The sequence below is a fragment of the Dickeya oryzae genome (genome assembly GCF_020406815.2).
GTDB lineage: Bacteria > Pseudomonadota > Gammaproteobacteria > Enterobacterales > Enterobacteriaceae > Dickeya > Dickeya oryzae.
On record NZ_CP162670.1, the window covers coordinates 165,447 to 183,472 of the forward strand.

The following is an 18,026-nucleotide window of genomic DNA, read 5'->3' on the forward strand; positions in this document are numbered from 1 at the left end:
CTGACGGCTCTCCAGCCGATGGCACGGATGGCACCGGAAAAATTGATGAAATTTTAATCGTGACTGGCGGTAGGCAGGGCAGGGGGAAGACCGTATAATGCGCGCCAGTTTAATGAACCTGCCCGGAGACGAGCCATGCGCCCAACAGGCCGAAGTGCCCAGCAAATTCGCCCTCTCACATTAACCCGTCATTACACCAAACATGCTGAAGGATCGGTATTGGTGGAGTTTGGCGATACCAAAGTGCTGTGCAATGCCACGGTAGAAGAAGGGGTTCCGCGTTTCCTGAAAGGTCAGGGACAAGGCTGGATTACCGCTGAATACGGTATGCTGCCGCGAGCCACCCATAGCCGTAACGCCCGTGAAGCGGCAAAAGGCAAACAAGGTGGCCGCACGCTGGAAATTCAGCGTCTGATCGCACGCTCGCTGCGTGCCGCCGTAGACCTGAACAAATTGGGTGAATTCACCATTACGCTGGATTGCGACGTGTTGCAGGCTGATGGCGGCACCCGTACTGCCTCCATCACCGGTGCCTGTGTGGCGCTGGCGGATGCGCTAAATGGTATGGTGGCCAGCGGTAAGCTGAAAGCCAGTCCGTTGAAAGGCATGGTAGCGGCGGTATCGGTCGGGATTGTTAACGGCGAAGCGGTGTGCGACCTGGAATACGTGGAAGATTCCGCCGCAGAAACCGATATGAACGTCGTGATGACCGAAGATGGCCGCATGATAGAAGTGCAGGGCACCGCGGAAGGTGAGCCGTTCAGCCACGACGAATTGTTGTCGTTACTGGCGCTGGCGCGTCAGGGCATCGAAGATATTGTCAGAGCGCAGAAGGCCGCATTGGCCGATTGATTGTTAAAGCGACCCAGGTGGTCGCTTTTTTATGCCATCCATTTTTATGCTATGCAGTGGACGGTGGGAGCCCCACCGTCGTTACAGGAGAGGGAGTCATGAAAGCCTATCAGCGTCAGTTTATCGAATTCGCACTGAGCAAGCAGGTTCTGAAGTTCGGCGAATTTACCCTGAAATCCGGGCGCATCAGCCCCTATTTCTTTAATGCCGGGTTATTTAATACCGGGCGTGACCTGGCGTTGCTGGGGCGCTTTTACGCCGAGGCGCTGGTGGATGCCAATGTGGAGTTTGACGTGCTGTTCGGCCCGGCTTACAAGGGGATTCCGATTGCTACCACGACGGCGGTGGCGCTGGCGGAACACCATGACCGTGATGTGCCCTACTGCTTTAACCGTAAAGAAGCCAAGGATCATGGCGAAGGCGGCAATCTGGTCGGTAGCCCGCTGAAAGGCCGCATCATGCTGGTGGACGATGTGATTACCGCCGGTACGGCTATCCGCGAATCGATGGATATCATCGCCGCACAAGGGGCAACGCTGGCAGGGGTGCTGATTGCGCTCGACCGGCAGGAACGTGGTCGTGGCGAACTGTCCGCGATTCAGGAAGTGGAGCGCGACTATCAGTGCAACGTGACGTCCATCATCACGCTGGGCGACCTGATTAGCTGGCTGGCGGAAAAACCGGAAATGGCTGCGCATCTGGACGCGGTGAATGCTTACCGTGCGCAATTTGGCGTATAACTCAGCAGGTATGAAATAAGCGGCGTGGCGATGCGCCACGCGGTGCGTTTACTGAAGCTGGGCGGCCAGCAAGGGCCAGCGGGTTTCGAAATCCTGCGTGGGCAGGGTACGGAACTCGGAGCGGGTAAAGCGGGAGAGCATCCCTTCGCAGAACGCCAGTAACTGGCTTGCCAGCAACGTTTCGTCATGGCGAAACGCTTCCCCGCCGCGTAGTTTGTGTTCGCGCAGTACCTGACGCAATTGCGATTCAATGCGGTCAAACAGTTGGTTGATGCGGCCCTGCAACCGGTCCTGTTCGAACATCAGCGCATGACCGGTGAGAATGCGCGTCAGACCGGGGTTTTTCTCGGCAAAGCCGAGGATCAGCAACAAAATGAGCCGTAGCCGATTAAAGGTGTCTTTTTCATCCTGCAGGATCAGGTTGATACGGGTGGTCAGGCTGTCTTCAATAAATTCGATCAGGCTGTCAAACATGCGTGTTTTGCTGGGAAAATGCCGATAAAGAGCGGCTTCTGAAACACCAACGGTGGCGGCCAGCTTAGCGGTGGTGATGCGTTGACTGCCATCGCTGGATTCCAGCATCTGCGCCAGTGCCTGCAGAATTTCCTCGCGACGGTTCCTTTTCGTATTTTCTTTCTCTGCCATGTCAGAAAAGACCCTTGATAAAAATGTGACGGACAAACACCAGATAGCGCCACAGTCGCATCAACGCTGTGGCTTTATAATTTTCCTGGGAGGCAGGGATAACGCGTATCAGTGGCGACCGGAATGGCCGAAACCACCTTCTCCCCGCTCGCTGTCGACGAAATCGTTAACCAGATTGAATTCGGCCTGCACTACCGGTACGAACACCATCTGGGCGATGCGCTCGCCGGGTTCAATGGTGAAAGACTGACTGCCACGGTTCCATACCGACACCATCAACTGCCCCTGATAGTCGGAATCGATAAGCCCCACCAGATTACCCAGCACCACACCGTGTTTGTGACCGAGGCCGGAGCGAGGCAGAATCACCGCCGCCAATGCCGGGTCGGCGATATGGATAGCCAAACCGGTCGGTACCAGTGTGGTTTCGCCAGCGGCCAGCACGATGGCGCTGTCCAGACAGGCGCGTAAATCCAGCCCGGCAGAGCCTGGGGTCGCATAAGTTGGCAGCGGGAACTGTTGCCCGATACGCGCATCAAGAATTTTTACGTCGATTTTTTTCATCATAACGGCTGACAATCTCGTCAATTAACTGTTGGCCCAACAGGTGTTTGCTGCTGTGCGGCAGGCGTTTGTCCCCGCCCGGCCAGAAAAGGTGTAATGCATTATTTTCCGAGTTAAACCCTTGATCGGAAAGGGATACATCATTCGCGCAAATCAGATCCAGCTGTTTGCGGGCCAGCTTCTGGCGCGCATATTCTTCCACATTACTGGTTTCGGCAGCAAACCCGATGACGTAAGGCCTGTTTTCGCTCATTGCCGCCACATCCGCGATAATATCCGGATTTTTGACCAGAGTGACACTGATTTCATCACCCTGCTTTTTGATCTTTTCGTCAGCGACGGTGTGTGCCCGGTAATCCGCCACGGCGGCACACCCGATAACGATATGCTGCTGAGCGGCGCGTGACATCACTGCCTGATGCATATCCTGAGCGCTGATAACATCGATACGGGTGACATGGTCTGGTGTCGGTAAATTGACCGGGCCCGCTATCAGCGTGACCTGCGCCCCACGTGCGGCAGCAGCGGCGGCGATGGCAAAACCCATCTTCCCTGAGCTGTGATTGCTGATGAACCGTACCGGGTCCAGTGCTTCGCGCGTCGGCCCTGCCGTGATCATAACATTCAGGTGTTGCAGATCATTGACACGAGAAAAGTGTGCGTCGGCGTATGCCACAATGGTTAGCGGGTCAATCATGCGGCCCGGGCCGACATCACCGCACGCCTGGCTGCCGCTATCCGGACCCCAGATCAGCATGCCACGTGCTGCCAGCACACCCAGATTGTGCTGTGTGGCCGCAGCGCGGAACATCTGCTGATTCATGGCGGGCGCGATGGCGATGGGCGCGGCGGTCGCCAGACAGACGGTACTGAGCAGATCATTTGCCATACCCGCCGCCAGCCGGGCGATCAAATCCGCCGATGCCGGTGCCAGAATCACCAGGTCTGCCCATTTCCCCAGCTCAATGTGGCCCATCGCCGCCTCGGCAGCGGGATCCAGCAGATCGTCCGACACCGGGTGGCCGGAGACCGCCTGCAGCGTCAGTGGCGTGATAAACGCGCCAGCAGCGGGTGTCATCACCACTCGCACTTCAGCGCCCCTCTCACGCAGACGCCGCACCAGTTCCGGGCCTTTGTAGGCAGCAATGCCGCCGCTGATGCCCAGTACGATATGTTTTCCCGCAAGCGATGCGCCGGAAAGCCCGTGCAGACTGGAAGAATCTGTCATCGTTATATCCGTTTTTCAGCCCAAAAGAGCCAGCATTTTATCATAGTGTTGGCAATCCATCGTGGTGATGATGGTATGCCCGTCGGCACGGTTTTCGTGAGGCGATATTACCGCCACGCTCACAAAGAGGGGCGTGGCACAGACGAACAGGCATTATTGGCACTGTTTAAACGCGGGCAGGTGATTCTGTTGGGAAGCATCGCGCAGCCGCTGGAAAACTAACGTGATGTCCTGATGAGAACTGACGGCAGGCAGTAGTGTTTTGTCATATAACGCCTGATTAGCGATTTCTGCATCAACCCCCATTTTGCAGGCTTCCTTCAACGTCGCCGGCAGCGTGTTCTTCATTTCCGTACTGCCGGATAATGTGTTGGGCGGCACGGACATACCATGATTTTGCATCAGCTGCGCTAACGCATGGGCGTGATTCTGCTCAGCCCGCATGATGTTATTAAAAGGGGCAACCTGACCAAATTTCTCGATGGCCGCGGCATAGAGCGCTTCGGTGTGATATTCATGGTACAGCGCCGTCTGGAGGGCGTTTTTAGCCGCGTTATCCAACGGCTGCTGTGCATAAAGTGGGGTGATGGATAAGGTGACGAGTAATAGACAGGCTTTGCTAAGCAATTGGCTCTTCATCAAAAAAGATACTCCTGTGTGAGGTGTCACGATGATGCGTCAGTCACTTTTATCACTGCCGTGTGACGCAATAGCGTGAGCGGTATCTGGTTTATGAGCTTTTCTTCTGCTTGCAGAAATCATTGCGAGCGTTACCGCACTGGCGCAATACGGCTATCGAGCGCCGATTCCCCGCGTGGGATGATGGGGCCATTCTGAAAAGGAGTAGCTATGACATGGAATGACGGCGGCGCACCACGTGAGAAATTGATGTCCCTTGGCGTAGAGGCGCTCAGTGATGCTGAACTGCTGGCGATTTTTTTGCGCACGGGCGTGGAAGGGATACACGTGATGGAACTGGCGCAGAATCTGTTAGCGCAGTTTGGTTCGTTGTATCGGTTGATGACGGCTGACTGGGCCGCGTTTAATGCGGTGCGAGGGGTCGGCATTTCCAAATATGCCCAATTGCAGGCGGTGGCGGAACTGGCTCGTCGGTTGTTTTCTTCACATCTGGCGCGGGAGGATGCCATGCTGAATCCTGACGTCACGCAGCAATATCTGCAATTGCTGCTGGCTCATCAGGAGCGGGAAGTTTTTTTGGTCATGTTTCTGGATAATCAGCATCGGGTGATTTGTCACCAGGAGATGTTCGCGGGCACGATAAGCCGTGTGGAAGTGCATCCGCGAGAGATCGTGCGCGAAGCGCTCAAAGTCAATGCTGCCGCGCTGATTCTGGCGCACAATCACCCCTCTGGGCAGGCGGAGCCCAGTCAGGCCGATCGTTCCATTACCGAAAAAATCGTACAAGCCTGCCAGTTAATGGAGATTCGGGTGCTTGATCACCTGGTAATCGGGCGTGGCGAGTACGTTTCTTTTGCCGAGCGCGGGTGGCTTTAAGAGATATTTCCGCGATCCTGGGGGATCTTTAGTTGTTCGGGACTTGAGCGCATACGCTTCAGAGCGTATACTACGCCACCTTTGAGAATCTTGGGTGTGGCGTTAAGAGCCTATCTCAGCAGGTTTACCCTGATGACAGAGTCTTTTCAGTGAAGTTGCTGAGATGGGCTCTAGAGCCTGACGAGGCGGCCAACACCCTCTACGAAGCTCGAGCTGATTTGATTTTTGGAGAATAGACATGTCCCGAGTCTGCCAAGTTACTGGCAAGCGTCCGGTGACCGGTAATAACCGTTCCCACGCAATGAATGCGACTAAACGCCGTTTTCTGCCAAACCTGCATTCCCATCGTTTTTGGGTTGAAGGTGAGAAGCGTTTTGTAACGCTGCGCGTATCTGCTAAAGGTATGCGTGTTATCGATAAAAAGGGTATCGAAGCGGTTCTGGCCGATCTGCGTGCCCGTGGTGAAAAGTATTAAGGAACTGAATCATGGCTAAAGGTGTTCGCGAGAAGATCAAGCTGGTTTCTTCTGCTGGTACTGGTCACTACTATACCACTACGAAGAACAAGCGTACTAAGCCGGAAAAACTGGAACTGAAAAAATTCGATCCAGTTGTCCGTCAGCACGTTCTCTACAAAGAAGCTAAAATCAAGTAATTTTAGTGGATCTGAAAAACCCGGCTTTGGCCGGGTTTTTTTTCGCTTGAGCAAAACAGGGCTGGAGTAGCATCTTAGTTCCCTCTGTCATTTCTTATCGTTTACGCCATTTCCCGTCAGTCATTTCGCAGGAGGACGCATGCCTGAATTACCCGAGGTGGAAACCAGTCGTCGGGGCATTTCGCCCTGGCTGGTCGGCCGCACCATTTTGTATGCTGAGGTGCGCAACGAACGTCTGCGCTGGCCGGTCTCTCCTGAAATTCTGTCGCTGAGTGATACGCCGGTGTTGAGTGTGCAGCGCCGCGCCAAATATCTGCTGCTTGAGTTACCGACGGGCTGGATCATTATCCATTTGGGCATGTCCGGTAGTCTACGCGTGCTGCCCGAATACAGTGAACCGGATAAGCATGACCATGTCGATTTGGTGATGGATAGCGGCAAAGTGCTGCGTTATACCGATCCACGCCGTTTCGGTGCCTGGTTATGGTGTGACGATCTGGCAAACAGTTCCGTGCTGGCGCATTTGGGGCCGGAACCATTGAGCGATGACTTTTCAGGTGATTATCTGTTTAGCCGCTGCCATGGCCGTAAAACGCCAATCAAGCTGTGGATTATGGATAACAAACTGGTGGTGGGGGTTGGCAACATCTATGCCAGTGAGTCACTGTTTAATGCCGGTATTCTGCCGGAGCGGCCTGCCGGTTCCCTGTCGCAGCAAGAAGCGCATCAGTTGGTGCAGTCCATCAAGCAGGTATTGCAGCGCTCCATTGAACAGGGCGGGACCACGCTGCGTGATTTCCTGCAGTCTGATGGGAAACCGGGTTACTTCGCGCAGGAGTTGCAGGTCTATGGCCGCCATGGCAAGCCTTGTCATCACTGCGGCACATTGATCGACAGTATTAAGCAGGGACAGCGTAGCACCTTCTTTTGCAAGCGGTGCCAGCGTTAGGATCCGACTTCTAACAGTTGATGCCGACGTAACAGTTAATGTCGGCGGCTTTCTGCAGCCAGGATGTATTATCCCTTTAGGCTAATTTTTCCTGCAGAGCGGCAGCGATAGGGGGCGGTAAAAAGTGGGATACATCGCCGCCGTGACGGGCGACTTCTTTAACCAGCGATGATGAAATGAAAGACCACTGCTCTGATGGCATCAGGAATACGCTTTCCAGGGTCGGCATCAGGTGGTGGTTCATTTTGGCTAATTGCAGCTCGTATTCAAAATCAGAAACGGCGCGCAGTCCCCTCACCAGAATGGTCGCTTTCCGCTGCCGGGCGAATGTGGCCATCAGGTCGGTAAACCCCTCGACTTCCACATTCGGCAGATGTTGCGTGGCTTCTTTCGCCAGCGCGACGCGTTCTTCCAGTGTAAACAGCGTGTTTTTGCTGGGACTGGCGGCAATTGCCAGAATCAGGTGATCAAACATGCTGGTCGCACGCGTCAGCAGATCCAGATGGCCGTTGGTCATCGGGTCAAATGTACCGGGGTAGATAGCTCTAGTCTTCATGGTGCAGGTGCTCCTGGCGAGTCTCCCGCCGGTTATTTAAAGCCCATAATCCAGTATATTTGTTAAACGTGTACTGCGCATTCACGATAGCCAGTAGCCACCCTTGTTTTCCATCGAGGAAACCGGCGCGCAATAGCCAGGTTTTGATGAAAGCGCCAAGGGTGTGCAATACGATCGCGGTGAAACTGCAGCGCTTGCCCTGAAGGAAACGCTCGTTGGCCCAGCTTTCTGCATAAGCGAGCTGCTTTTTCTGAAAGCTGAACAAGTCGCGGCAGGTCAGGTGTTTCAGATCACCGTCCAGAGAGACCACCCGGGCTGAGCCATGATCAAGGGATTCATGCACGGCATTATTGTTGTAGTGGTAACGCTTGGGGTAGAGACGAATGACCTCATCGGGATACCAGCCGCTGTGACGCATGAAACGCCCCAGAAACAGATTTCGACGGGCACAACGGTAGACGACATCGCTCTCTGGGGATTCGAGCACCGCTTCGATGGCGTGCCGTAGCGCTGGTGTGACCCGCTCGTCGGTATCAATCATGAAGATATAATCGCCGCTGGCATACTGCTGCGCCAGCTGGCGCTGCTTGCCAAAGCCAGGCCAGTCGGTGTTCTGATAGACCTGCGCGCCATGGCGACGGGCGATATCCAGCGTGTCGTCACTGCTGCCGGAGTCCAGCACAATAATTTCATCAGCCCAGGCCACCGACGCCAGACAGTCAGGCAGCAATTCCGCTGCGTTATGGCTGATAAGAACGACGGACAGACGTTTTCGGCTCATTACTGGCTCCGTGGCGGCAGGTAAGGCTCCAGCAGGGTCAACAGGCTTTGCAGTGCGCCCTGATTTTTATGTAGTACGTCCACCGCATGGTGACCGTGGTAACGGCGATAGTCGTCATCCGACAGCAACGTGGTGACCTGTTCCACCAGTGAAGCAGTATCCCGCACGGTGATCAACCCATCGGATTGCTGTAAGCGGGCGCAGATATCTTTGAAGTTGAACGTATGTGGCCCCATCAACACCGGTATGGCGTGTGCGGCAGGTTCCAGCGGGTTATGTCCGCCTCGTTCAATCAGGCTGCCGCCGACAAATGCCAGATCAGCGATGCCGTACAGCAGCATCAATTCGCCCATGGTATCGCCAATCACCACGTGTGATGAGGCGGGGGGAACCGTGCCGGCGCTACGCAGGGTATATTCCAGTCCGGCTTTACGGACGATGGCTTTGGCATCGTCAAAGCGATCAGGATGACGCGGCACCAGGATCAGCAATAGTGTGGGAAACGCTTTCAGCAATTCGGTGTGGGCATCGACGATAATTTTTTCTTCGCCTTCGTGAGTACTGGCGGCAATCCACACCGGGCGCTGGGGCGCCCATTGACGACGCAACGTGACGGCGCGGGCGGCCAGTTCCGGCGTAACAGAAATATCGAATTTCAGGCTGCCGGTCACATTGAGCTGCGAGCGTTTCAGTCCCAGATGGATAAAGCGCTCACCGTCTTCCTCATTTTGCACCGCGATGAGGGTAATACGGCGCAGCAGAGTGCGCATAAAGCGGCCGAGTTTGCGATAACCGTTAGCGGAGCGTTCGGACAGACGGGCGTTGGCGATAATAAGCGGGATCTCGCGCTGGTGCAGCGCCGTTATCAGGTTCGGCCACAGCTCGGTTTCCATGATGATGACCAGACGGGGTTTGACATGATCAAGAAAACGCGACATCGCACCGGGCAGATCGTAAGGCAGATAAACGTGGTAAACATCTTTGCCGAATGCGGATAACGCACGCTCGGAACCTGTCGGCGTCATGGTGGTGACAGTAATCGGTAATGACGGGTAGCGATGGCGTAAGGCGCGGACCAACGGTACCGCTGCTAACGTTTCTCCGACAGAAACGGAGTGCAGCAGTATGCCTTCGGGTTTTACCTGGCTCTGGTAGAAGCCGTAGCGTTCCCCCCAGCGTTTGCGGTAAGCGGGGATTTTGCGACCCCGGAGCCATAGACGCAGCCAGATAAGCGGCTGGATCATGTAAAACAAAAAGGTGTACAGCGTTTGTAACATAATCATCGGTATTAGAGTCGGCGATAGCGAATTCTATATATTTATAGCGGCTAAATCTATCATTTTAACCGGGTATGGCCGGTGTACTCCTCTGTACCAGAAAATCAGAAATTGGTGTTGGAAATGGTATCGTCACGTGTTGGGTTAATGCTTGATGATAAAAAGATTATTCATCAGGTTGGGAATTTAACGCAGAATAAATACGGTGAAAAATAAAATATAAAAGCGGAATGAATAAATATTATGTCTGTTTTTTTATCCTGCTTTTTAATGTATTTTTGCGTTGCTTTTGCTGCGTAGAGAATAATGTTTTTATTGTGATGATTTATTTCCATGTGTGTGTTTTTAGCATGGACAGACGAAGCGCCGTCACCGAAAAATAGCAGGAAGTTGAACAGCCTGGCGACATTTCGTTTTGTGGTTTCTATCTTAAATAAATCCTCTCTATACGGTATAAAGAACGCATTTTGTACAGGATTCTTCGCTAACCTTCATGTATTATAGGCGGTTTATGATTTAAGTCTTATCTGATATAGGTATAAAAGATGTTAGACACATCTTTAAATATATTACATACCGAGTCCTCTTGTGGCTGGGGCGGACAGGAAATTCGTATTCTTACGGAATCTCAGGGAATGATGAAGCGTGGCCACAAGGTCACCATCCTGTGTTGCCCTCACTCGACTATTTATCGCGAAGCGCAAGCGCGCGGCATTGCGGTTGTCGGGTTACCGATTGAGAAAAAACGGTTGTCGTCGTTGACGGCGCTGGTGGGCTGGTTGCGTCAGTATGGTGGCGCGTTTGATATTATCAATACCCACAGTTCCACCGATGCCTGGCTGGTGGCGGTTGCAGGCGTGATACTGGGAAAACGGGTGCCGCCGATGGTGCGTACCCGCCATGTTTCTACCGATATCAACCGCTCGCTGACCACCCGCTGGTTGTATATGACGGCTACCCGCCATATCGCCACCACCGGTGAGCGGCTGCGTCAGCAACTGCACCGGGATAACCGTTACCCGCTGTCGCATATGACGTCGGTACCGACCGGCATTGACCTGAATTTTTATCGTCAATCTGACCGGCAGACTGCCCGTCAAACTATCGCCGTGCCGGACAGGCCGACGCTGGGAATTCTGGCGACCATGCGTTCCTGGAAAGGGCATACCTATCTGCTGGAAGCCTGGCAGACGTTGACGAAGGATTTCCCCCACTGGCAATTGCTGATGGTGGGCGATGGGCCGCAGCGTCAGGCTCTGGAACAGCAGGTCATGGCGATGGGGTTGGCTGACAACGTTATTTTCCTGGGCAACCGTGACGATGTACCGGATTGTCTGAACAGTATGGATCTGTTTGTGCTGCCTTCTTACGGTAATGAAGGTGTACCACAGAGTATCATGCAGGCGATGGCGTGTGGTTTGCCGGTGGTTTCGACCAACGTTGGTGCGATTGACGAAGCGGTGGTGAATGAGCAGACCGGGTACCTGATCGAGCCGAAAAACACCGCGCTGCTGGAGCAAAAACTGCGGCAACTGATGGGTGACGATGTATTGCGTGCCCGGTTTAGCGAAGCGGCGCTCAAGCGCGCATCCGAGCAGTTCGGTGCAGACATTATGCTCGACAAAATGACGACGATTTTTCGCAATAGTTTGCGCTCGGCACGTCCATGAGTAAATTCTCTGCCCGGTTGCGGATTTTTCCGCGTGCCTTGTTGGCGTTGTTGAAAAAGCCCTGGCGGCGGCCACCGTCGACGGTGACGCGTATCCTGATCGCCCATAATCTGCTTCTGGGCGACACGGTGATGCTGACGCCGTTGCTGGCCAAACTACGTCGTCATTACCCACAGGCAGAGATTGTGCTGTTGTGCAAACCGGCGTTTGTCGAGGTTTATCGCCTGAACCCCTATGGTGTGGTGCCCATGCCATATCAACCAGCGTCAGCAGCCTCGGTTGCTGCGATTGTTAACAGCGGGCCTTATGATCTGGCGTTGATCCCAGGTGATAACCGCTACAGCTGGTTAGCTCTGGCAGCGGGGAGTCGTTGGATAGTTGCTCATCGTCCCGCACTGCATAACGCCAAGAGCTGGCCCGTCAATGAATACCGTGACTATCCAGACGAACCGATGGCGTGGGGTGATGCGGTGGCGACGCTGACGGATGGCGAGTTGCCACCTCCCGAGCGTTGGGTCGCTCCCGCCTATGATTTCCCGCCACCTGCCTCGCCGTTTGTTGTATTGCATGTCGGGGCCAGTAATCCGGTGCGCTTCTGGTCACCGGAACAGTGGCTGGCGCTGGCTGACTGGCTGGCGACGCAAGGCTATACCCCGGTATGGAGCGGTGGGGGTAACGAGCGACATATCGTTGATTCGATTGACCCAACCCGGCGTTATCGTAGTTTTGCCGGCGAGTTATCGCTGTCGCAATTGCTGACGTTGCTGGCAGGGGCGAAAGCGCTTATCTGTGCTGATACCGGTGTGGCACATCTGGCGAAATGGGTCGATACCCCGACGATGACCCTCTATGGCCCAGGCAATCCACTTGCGTTTGGCCCCGGCCATTTCTGGCGCAATAACCCGATTATCAACGTCGGTTTTCACCCCATTGCCTGTCGTGATCAACACACCCTGTTTGGTCGCGAATTACGCTGGCTTGAACGGTGTAATAGGAATGAAACGCGCTGCCAGCAGTTCTGCAATGGACAGTCAGCGTGCATGCAACACATTACCCTTTCTGAAATTCAGACGGCTTTTATCCATTTGTTGAGAAAGATTCAATGACAACTCAGTTATCGTTTAGCCCCCGACGTACCGATAATCAAGGCCTGTATTTTCTCAGCGCACTGGCTATCTTTGTTAACCCGTTGGCTGAAGCGCCCAAGAATATTGCCATGGCGTTGTTGTTGCTGTGGGTCATTGTCCAGGCGGTGATGAAAAAGCAAACTCGCTCGTGGTCAGGGTGGGATCTGTTTTTTGCTCTCTACATGCTCTCGTTCCTGGTGGGGCTACCTTTTGCTGCCTATCACACCGAGGTCGGTTCACTGACTGATGTTGCCCGTTACAGTTTGTTTGGCTGGGTGATTTATCGCGCCAGTTTTAACGAGAAACAGAAAATCGGTCTGGTGTTCTGGGCCGTGATGGGCACGTTTGTGGGGTTGATTTATGGGGCGTGGGCGCACTTTTACACTGGCAGTGAGCAGTACTGGACGCTCAACTCAGTCGGCCACGTTAACCATGCCGCTATCTATAACGCCATTATTTGTGGGATGGCACTGGCATTTTTGTTCAGCTACTGGTCAACCCTGAGTGTGGGTAAGCGGCTGATGTGGATTGTGATGCTGGCATTGTCTCTGGTTTATGTGGCATTCGGTGAGAGCCGCGCTACGTTCGGTGCGGTTCTGGTCGTGGTACTGATATTGGGTATGGGGTTTGCCAAAAAAAGTAAAAAGTTCCTGCTGTTGCCTGCGGTGTTTATTGCCGGGCTAATTGCCGTGGCCGTTCTCAGTAACGCCCGCGTGGTGGTAAAACAGGAACAAAATGAGGCAGAGGATAACGTACTGAGTTATCGCGACGTTATCTGGAGTTCCGCGTTTGATGTCATCAAACAGCACCCTTTGTTTGGCATCGGGAAGGAAAACTTCAAGAAAATCGACATCGACAAATGGCCGGATAAGCCGCTGTTCACGCACGTTTCTCACGCCCATAACATCTTTATCAACGTACTGACAGAGAATGGTATCTGGGGGGCTTTCTGGATCTTTGGTCTGTTTGGTGCGATGGGGGTGACGCTGGTGCGCTATATACCGAAGAGACATGCGTCGCCGGTCTCCTGGTTGACATGGGGTACGGCGTGTTCCGCGTTGGTGGTCACGCTGGTGGTAGGGTTGGTGAATACCACGTTCCACCATGAACATGCCAACCTGAGTATGTTCTGTTTTGCGTTATGGCTTAGCCAGTATCGTTACGATAATCAGCGTTTTGTCTGAAACTGACAACGCATGGCAGGCGCATCACGGATGCGCCTGCCTACTGCGACTAAATCAACTGTTCATAAAGACTGAGCATGTTGTCGCTCAGAAAGCCCAGATCATAGCGTTCCACTTTCGCTCTGGCCTGCTTGCCGAAATCCTCAAATCCCGTCTCACACGCCAGCCGTACCGACTGACGCAACCCATCGTAATCCAGCGAATCACAGACGAACCCATTCACACCCGACTGGATAAACTCTTTTCCACCACACTGTTGTGATGTAATCACACCCAGCCCGCTGGCCATGGCTTCCAGCACCACGTTGGGAAATGGGTCATACAGTGTGGGCAACAGCAACATGTCCGCTGCGCCATAATAGGGGCGAGTATCCGGCTGCATGCCGACGAAATGCACCTGCCCGGCGACGCCTAGCCGTTGCGCCAGTTTCTGGTAACGGCGACTGTGCTTGTCTTTCCCCACCACAATCAGGTGCGGCTGTTGGGGAACCCCGCTTATCGCATGGATAGCACCCGCCAGCCCTTTGCGCTCGAAGCCAGAGCCGACAAACAACATGACTGGCGCATCGTTTTCCACACCCAGCTGCTGGCGCAGAGTCTGTCGGTAGGTGCTGCGCAGGTCGGGAGTAAACGTGCTGGTGTTCACCCCGTTATAAATTAGATGAATTTTGTCGGCAGGCACACCGAAGTGGTGGCGAATCTCATCAGCAACCATCTGCGAGTTGCAGATCACGGCCTTGAGCGAGGGATGCTGATACATCGCCTGTTCTTGCGCCATCACGTAACGATGAAAACCAGACCACCATAACAGCCGTCGTTGCAACGGGTTGAGCACCCGTGAACGCTGTGCCAGCCAGACTTGATGGACGCCATCACCAGCACGATAAATATGGCAACCTGGGATCCGTTCGTGGCTCTGCACCAGATCGAACCCGGCGAAATGTTGTTGGGCTGCCTGTGCAAAGGCCCTTTCGCGCTGAATCCGGCCGGTAATACGTGGGTTACAGATGATGACATTGCGGTTGGCCTGCTCAGCACCTTCCCAGCTACGGGTAATCACGCTGACATCCAGCGATCGATGATTGCTGAGTGCATCGAGTGCTCTGGAAACGAAGCGTTCTGCTCCACCGTCAGGGCGGTATTTCTGCCGTACGATGGCCAGTTTCATGCTTGTGCCTCCAGTAGTGCAGAATCAACCGCCAGTAGCACCTGTTGGACACTGATCTGTTGCAGACAGTCGCTCACCTTGCTGCCACCGCACCCATCTTTACCACAAGGGCGGCAAGGGTGGCGGTCAGACACGATCACCCGGTTGATGGTCATCCAGGGGGCCCATTCGGTTTCGCCACTGGGGCCAAACAGCGCCACCACGGGGGTTTGCATCGCAGACGCGATATGCATCGGTACGGAGTCTACACCCAGCAACAGTTGCGCTTTGCCGATAAGGCTCGACAGTTGTTTGAGCGTCAACTGACCGGCGAGGTCCAGTACCGGGTGGGTCAGTTGCGACTTGATATCGGCAATCATCGCCATCTCACTTTCCGCCGGTGAGGCGCTGAGAACGATGGTGTGCCCGCGTTCACTCAGGGTGTTGATGGCCTGCGCCATCGCGCTGCTTTTCCAGCATTTGAACAGCCAGCGGGATGTCGGGTGCACCACGATAAACGGCTGTCCCTGCCACTGCTGAGCTCGCAGTTTCTGGTCTACCGCCTGATCAGCTTCATCACCGGCAACCAGTTGTAACCGACGTTCTTCCAGCTCAGGCTGAATCCCCAGTACCCGTAGCGTGTCCAGATGGGATTCGACAGTGTGGCGGCGTGAGATACGCGGTACGCGGTGCTGGAAGGTCTTTTTCCAAAATGACAGTTTATCGCGTGAGCTGTTGCGGAAGGTCACACCGAGTGGAATACCCGCGAAACGGGCTATCCATAAACCACGCATGCTTTCGGTCAGGTGGATGATGATGTCATAACGTTGCGCCCGCAGTGTTTTTAGCAAGGCCCACTCTTTTGCCAGATGGCCGAACACCCCCAGTTTTTTCCATTTCTTGTCGACGGTATAAAGATGGTCGATGGCCGGATGCAACGACAGCATTTCCGCCGTATCGGCAAACACCAGCGCGTCGATTTGGGCGTCCGGGTAGCGCTGGCGCAGAATGGAAAATAGCGGTGATGTCAGCAGAACATCGCCATGATGGCGGAATTTGGTAATCAGGATTCGCCGGAGTTCAACCTTGCGCGGTGAGGTCACAGTAAAACCGCCTTATTCAGTCAATAAAGAAGCACAGTGTTGCCACACATCGACCGCCTGGAGATCGGCCAGATTGCGGCTATTCGCCGGACGGCAGACATGCTGGTTTTGGCCGTAGCCGCCAATCAATCCCGGATCGGTCGGGCCATAGAGCGTGATGTTGGGCCTGTCCAGCGCCGCGGCAAGATGGCTGAGCCCGGTATCGACCGAGACAATGGCTTTCGCACCTGCCAGCACGCCTGCGACTTGCTCCAGGCTCAGCCGCGGCAGTACCTCGACGTGAGAAAATCCTGCTGCCAGTCGCTGTGCTCGCTGGTGTTCGTGTTCAGCCCCCCAGGGCAGTTTAATGCGTAACCCACGTGTTTCTGCGAGTGCTATCAGTTCGCGCCAGTGCGCCTCAGGCCAGTGTTTTTCGTCTCGCGTCGTGGCGTGCAGAAAAACCAGGTACGGTTGGCTGTCGGCAGGCTGTGCCGACAAGAAGCGTGCGGCAATCGCATAGTCGCCTTGTTCTGTGGGCTTGCGGTAGTTCAGGCTGAAGGAAAACAGCTCCCTTATACGCTCTACCGCATGTTGCTGTTTGGCAATCGGGTGCCGATATTGATAAAACCAACTGGCCAGCGGCTCGCGGGCGCTTTTCCAGTCCAGACCGTGCTTGTTGCCGTAAGCCAGACGGGTCACCAGCACGGCGCTTTTCAGTAATCCCTGCGCATCGATAACCGCGTCGTAGCGTTTGTCTCGTAGCTGTGTTTTGAACGCTGCGCGCTCTGCACGGGTTTCCCGGCTGAACCAGCTTTTGCGCCAGCGGCGAAGCGCCACCGGAATGACGCGATCAACCGCCGGATGCCAACTGGGGATTTGAGCAAACCCTTCTTCGACTACCCAGTCGAACTGGATGCCATGAATGACCTGCATGGCATCAGTCAGAGCAGGTAGTGTGTGTAGCACATCCCCCATCGACGATGTTTTGACGATCAAGACCCTCATGCGAGCTCCCCTTTAACGGGCAGATAGCGTGACAGGGCATCCAGTACCTGTTGTGGCTGAATATCGATGAGACTCTGGTGATACCCTTGTTCGGCATCGCCTTTGCGTACCCGGTGATAACCGGTGATGAGCCGAATAACATTAGCCTGATGAGACAACGGCGGGGTAAAGTCCGGGCTGCTGGGGCCGTAGATCGCGACCAGTGGCCGGTTAAGTGCTGCCGCCACATGCATCAGACCCGAGTCGTTACTGACAACCGCCTGACAGGCGGCGATCAGCACCACGGCTTGATCTAACGTGGTCTGTCCGGCCAGATTAAGGCAGTGTTCCTTTGCGTCATCGCTGAGTGTTTGCCGGATATCGTCACCAGCCTGATGGTCGTTTTTCGAGCCGAACAACACCACCTGGCAGCCCTGGTCAATAAGCGATTGCGCCAGTGAACCGTAATGGTAATGCGGCCAGCGTTTGGCCGGGCCGAACTCGGCACCCGGGCAGAAACCGATAATCGGCCGGGTATCGGTAAGATTAAACGCAGCGGCGATATCGGCGATTTCCGCGTCGTCCACCGTAAGCTGGGGCCATAATAAAGGCTGTGGTAAATCAGCCGCGCTGTGGATACGTTGGCGATCATAAGCCAGCGCGACATAACGTTGCACCATCAAGGGGTACGCTGCTTTGTCCAGCACCCGCAGGTCGTTAAGCAAACCGTAACGCATTTCCCCACGCCAGCCAGTGCGGTGTGGGATAGCGGCAAAAAAAGGCACCAAGGCTGATTTGAAGGAGTTGGGCAGCACATAAGCGCGATCGTATTGCTGCTCACGCAGTGAAACACCCAGTCGCCGCCGCTCGCCGAGCGCCAGCATGCCGTGGCCAAGCGGCATGGACAATGCCTGACGTACTTCAGGCATGCGTGCCAGCAACGGACGACACCAGGCCGGTGCCATCACGTCAATGATAGCGTCCGGGTGTTCGGCCTTCAGGGTACGGTAAAGGCTGTGCGACATCATCATATCGCCCACCCATGAAGGACCGATAACCAGAATTTTCATA

Annotated in this window: 20 protein-coding genes; 9 read left to right on the forward strand and 11 right to left on the reverse strand. The window is 54.7% G+C overall.

Going from position 1 to position 18,026, the window contains the following annotated elements; all coding sequences use genetic code 11:
• Positions 1-135: 135 nt before the first annotated feature.
• Positions 136-852 carry a ribonuclease PH gene (rph, locus tag LF929_RS00740; RefSeq protein ID WP_016943471.1) on the forward strand — a complete coding sequence of 239 codons (717 nt, stop codon included), beginning with the start codon at positions 136-138 and terminating at the stop codon, positions 850-852.
• A 98-nt stretch (positions 853-950) separates the two neighbouring features.
• Positions 951-1,592 (forward strand): orotate phosphoribosyltransferase, encoded by a 642-nt coding sequence (pyrE, locus tag LF929_RS00745; protein WP_038902976.1) that lies wholly within the window; start codon positions 951-953, stop codon positions 1,590-1,592.
• 48 nt (positions 1,593-1,640) lie between these two features.
• Here the strand turns inward: pyrE and slmA are convergent, their stop codons facing one another.
• From slmA to LF929_RS00765, 4 genes are all read right to left on the reverse strand, one after another.
• Positions 1,641-2,237 carry a nucleoid occlusion factor SlmA gene (gene slmA / locus LF929_RS00750; protein ID WP_012882897.1) on the reverse strand — a complete coding sequence of 199 codons (597 nt, stop codon included), beginning with the start codon at positions 2,235-2,237 and terminating at the stop codon, positions 1,641-1,643.
• A gap of 108 nt (positions 2,238-2,345) precedes the next feature.
• The gene (gene dut, locus LF929_RS00755; protein WP_038902977.1) at positions 2,346-2,804 is read right to left on the reverse strand and encodes a dUTP diphosphatase; all 459 of its coding nucleotides are present in this window, start codon (positions 2,802-2,804) and stop codon (positions 2,346-2,348) included.
• On the reverse strand, positions 2,773-4,029 hold the full coding sequence (gene coaBC, locus LF929_RS00760) for a bifunctional phosphopantothenoylcysteine decarboxylase/phosphopantothenate--cysteine ligase CoaBC (protein ID WP_226093351.1): 1,257 nt from the start codon (positions 4,027-4,029) through the stop codon (positions 2,773-2,775). Before coaBC ends, dut begins: the two co-directional genes overlap by 32 nt.
• A gap of 153 nt (positions 4,030-4,182) precedes the next feature.
• Positions 4,183-4,668, reverse strand: a complete 486-nt coding sequence (locus tag LF929_RS00765; RefSeq protein WP_038902978.1) for a DUF2202 domain-containing protein — start codon at positions 4,666-4,668, stop codon at positions 4,183-4,185.
• Positions 4,669-4,878: 210 nt separating this feature from the next.
• On the opposite strand from LF929_RS00765, the gene radC reads away from it, so the two are divergent.
• The 4 genes from radC (at position 4,879) to mutM (ending at position 7,147) form a co-directional block, all read left to right on the forward strand.
• Positions 4,879-5,544, forward strand: a complete 666-nt coding sequence (gene radC, locus LF929_RS00770) for a DNA repair protein RadC (RefSeq protein WP_023638639.1) — start codon at positions 4,879-4,881, stop codon at positions 5,542-5,544.
• 238 nt (positions 5,545-5,782) lie between these two features.
• A complete protein-coding gene (rpmB, locus tag LF929_RS00775) occupies positions 5,783-6,019 on the forward strand; it encodes a 50S ribosomal protein L28 (RefSeq protein ID WP_012763801.1) in 237 nt (78 codons plus the stop codon).
• An 11-nt stretch (positions 6,020-6,030) separates the two neighbouring features.
• The gene (rpmG, locus tag LF929_RS00780) at positions 6,031-6,198 is read left to right on the forward strand and encodes a 50S ribosomal protein L33 (RefSeq protein WP_012882902.1); all 168 of its coding nucleotides are present in this window, start codon (positions 6,031-6,033) and stop codon (positions 6,196-6,198) included.
• A gap of 139 nt (positions 6,199-6,337) precedes the next feature.
• Entirely contained in the window at positions 6,338-7,147 is an 810-nt protein-coding gene (mutM, locus tag LF929_RS00785) for a bifunctional DNA-formamidopyrimidine glycosylase/DNA-(apurinic or apyrimidinic site) lyase (protein ID WP_038906698.1), read from the forward strand.
• A 76-nt stretch (positions 7,148-7,223) separates the two neighbouring features.
• Here the strand turns inward: mutM and coaD are convergent, their stop codons facing one another.
• Genes coaD through waaA form a run of 3 tightly spaced genes read right to left on the reverse strand, consistent with a single transcriptional unit; the run spans position 7,224 to position 9,761 of the window.
• Positions 7,224-7,703 (reverse strand): pantetheine-phosphate adenylyltransferase, encoded by a 480-nt coding sequence (coaD, locus tag LF929_RS00790; protein WP_016943464.1) that lies wholly within the window; start codon positions 7,701-7,703, stop codon positions 7,224-7,226.
• Positions 7,693-8,484, reverse strand: a complete 792-nt coding sequence (locus LF929_RS00795) for a glycosyltransferase family 2 protein (protein ID WP_226093350.1) — start codon at positions 8,482-8,484, stop codon at positions 7,693-7,695. Before LF929_RS00795 ends, coaD begins: the two co-directional genes overlap by 11 nt.
• On the reverse strand, positions 8,484-9,761 hold the full coding sequence (waaA, locus tag LF929_RS00800; protein WP_038906167.1) for a lipid IV(A) 3-deoxy-D-manno-octulosonic acid transferase: 1,278 nt from the start codon (positions 9,759-9,761) through the stop codon (positions 8,484-8,486). The genes LF929_RS00795 and waaA overlap by 1 nt, the downstream gene beginning before the upstream one ends.
• 545 nt (positions 9,762-10,306) lie before the next feature.
• On the opposite strand from waaA, the gene LF929_RS00805 reads away from it, so the two are divergent.
• Genes LF929_RS00805 through LF929_RS00815 form a run of 3 tightly spaced genes read left to right on the forward strand, consistent with a single transcriptional unit; the run spans position 10,307 to position 13,742 of the window.
• Complete coding sequence (locus LF929_RS00805; RefSeq protein ID WP_038906700.1) at positions 10,307-11,431, forward strand: glycosyltransferase family 4 protein; 1,125 nt, start codon at positions 10,307-10,309, stop codon at positions 11,429-11,431.
• Complete coding sequence (locus tag LF929_RS00810; protein ID WP_038906702.1) at positions 11,428-12,537, forward strand: glycosyltransferase family 9 protein; 1,110 nt, start codon at positions 11,428-11,430, stop codon at positions 12,535-12,537. The genes LF929_RS00805 and LF929_RS00810 overlap by 4 nt, the downstream gene beginning before the upstream one ends.
• Positions 12,534-13,742, forward strand: coding sequence for an O-antigen ligase (locus LF929_RS00815; RefSeq protein WP_210175112.1), 1,209 nt, complete (start codon positions 12,534-12,536; stop codon positions 13,740-13,742). The genes LF929_RS00810 and LF929_RS00815 overlap by 4 nt, the downstream gene beginning before the upstream one ends.
• 49 nt (positions 13,743-13,791) lie before the next feature.
• On the opposite strand, the gene LF929_RS00820 is transcribed toward LF929_RS00815, so the two are convergent.
• Genes LF929_RS00820 through rfaF form a run of 4 tightly spaced genes read right to left on the reverse strand, consistent with a single transcriptional unit; the run spans position 13,792 to position 18,025 of the window.
• On the reverse strand, positions 13,792-14,910 hold the full coding sequence (locus LF929_RS00820; RefSeq protein ID WP_210175113.1) for a glycosyltransferase family 4 protein: 1,119 nt from the start codon (positions 14,908-14,910) through the stop codon (positions 13,792-13,794).
• Positions 14,907-15,992, reverse strand: a complete 1,086-nt coding sequence (gene rfaQ / locus LF929_RS00825) for a putative lipopolysaccharide heptosyltransferase III (RefSeq protein WP_210175114.1) — start codon at positions 15,990-15,992, stop codon at positions 14,907-14,909. The genes LF929_RS00820 and rfaQ overlap by 4 nt, the downstream gene beginning before the upstream one ends.
• 12 nt (positions 15,993-16,004) lie before the next feature.
• A complete protein-coding gene (gene rfaC, locus LF929_RS00830; RefSeq protein ID WP_226093349.1) occupies positions 16,005-16,976 on the reverse strand; it encodes a lipopolysaccharide heptosyltransferase RfaC in 972 nt (323 codons plus the stop codon).
• Positions 16,973-18,025: an ADP-heptose--LPS heptosyltransferase RfaF gene (gene rfaF / locus LF929_RS00835; RefSeq protein WP_226093348.1), complete on the reverse strand. Its 1,053-nt coding sequence runs from the start codon at positions 18,023-18,025 to the stop codon at positions 16,973-16,975. The genes rfaC and rfaF overlap by 4 nt, the downstream gene beginning before the upstream one ends.
• Between the last annotated feature and the right edge of the window lies 1 nt (position 18,026).

Bases quoted from the DNA above. Each gene is read 5' to 3' on its own strand.
- rpmB (WP_012763801.1), top strand. From the start codon at position 5,783: ATGTCCCGAGTCTGCCAAGTTACTGGCAAGCGTCCGGTGACCGGTAAT.
- radC (WP_023638639.1), top strand. From the start codon at position 4,879: ATGACATGGAATGACGGCGGCGCACCACGTGAGAAATTGATGTCCCTT.
- LF929_RS00815 (WP_210175112.1), top strand. From the start codon at position 12,534: ATGACAACTCAGTTATCGTTTAGCCCCCGACGTACCGATAATCAAGGC.
- mutM (WP_038906698.1), top strand. From the start codon at position 6,338: ATGCCTGAATTACCCGAGGTGGAAACCAGTCGTCGGGGCATTTCGCCC.
- LF929_RS00820 (WP_210175113.1), bottom strand. From the start codon at position 14,910: ATGAAACTGGCCATCGTACGGCAGAAATACCGCCCTGACGGTGGAGCA.
- rfaF (WP_226093348.1), bottom strand. From the start codon at position 18,025: ATGAAAATTCTGGTTATCGGTCCTTCATGGGTGGGCGATATGATGATG.
- LF929_RS00795 (WP_226093350.1), bottom strand. From the start codon at position 8,484: ATGAGCCGAAAACGTCTGTCCGTCGTTCTTATCAGCCATAACGCAGCG.
- LF929_RS00765 (WP_038902978.1), bottom strand. From the start codon at position 4,668: ATGAAGAGCCAATTGCTTAGCAAAGCCTGTCTATTACTCGTCACCTTA.
- coaBC (WP_226093351.1), bottom strand. From the start codon at position 4,029: ATGACAGATTCTTCCAGTCTGCACGGGCTTTCCGGCGCATCGCTTGCG.
- slmA (WP_012882897.1), bottom strand. From the start codon at position 2,237: ATGGCAGAGAAAGAAAATACGAAAAGGAACCGTCGCGAGGAAATTCTG.
- rpmG (WP_012882902.1), top strand. From the start codon at position 6,031: ATGGCTAAAGGTGTTCGCGAGAAGATCAAGCTGGTTTCTTCTGCTGGT.
- pyrE (WP_038902976.1), top strand. From the start codon at position 951: ATGAAAGCCTATCAGCGTCAGTTTATCGAATTCGCACTGAGCAAGCAG.
- dut (WP_038902977.1), bottom strand. From the start codon at position 2,804: ATGATGAAAAAAATCGACGTAAAAATTCTTGATGCGCGTATCGGGCAA.
- LF929_RS00810 (WP_038906702.1), top strand. From the start codon at position 11,428: ATGAGTAAATTCTCTGCCCGGTTGCGGATTTTTCCGCGTGCCTTGTTG.
- coaD (WP_016943464.1), bottom strand. From the start codon at position 7,703: ATGAAGACTAGAGCTATCTACCCCGGTACATTTGACCCGATGACCAAC.
- waaA (WP_038906167.1), bottom strand. From the start codon at position 9,761: ATGTTACAAACGCTGTACACCTTTTTGTTTTACATGATCCAGCCGCTT.
- rfaC (WP_226093349.1), bottom strand. From the start codon at position 16,976: ATGAGGGTCTTGATCGTCAAAACATCGTCGATGGGGGATGTGCTACAC.
- rph (WP_016943471.1), top strand. From the start codon at position 136: ATGCGCCCAACAGGCCGAAGTGCCCAGCAAATTCGCCCTCTCACATTA.
- LF929_RS00805 (WP_038906700.1), top strand. From the start codon at position 10,307: ATGTTAGACACATCTTTAAATATATTACATACCGAGTCCTCTTGTGGC.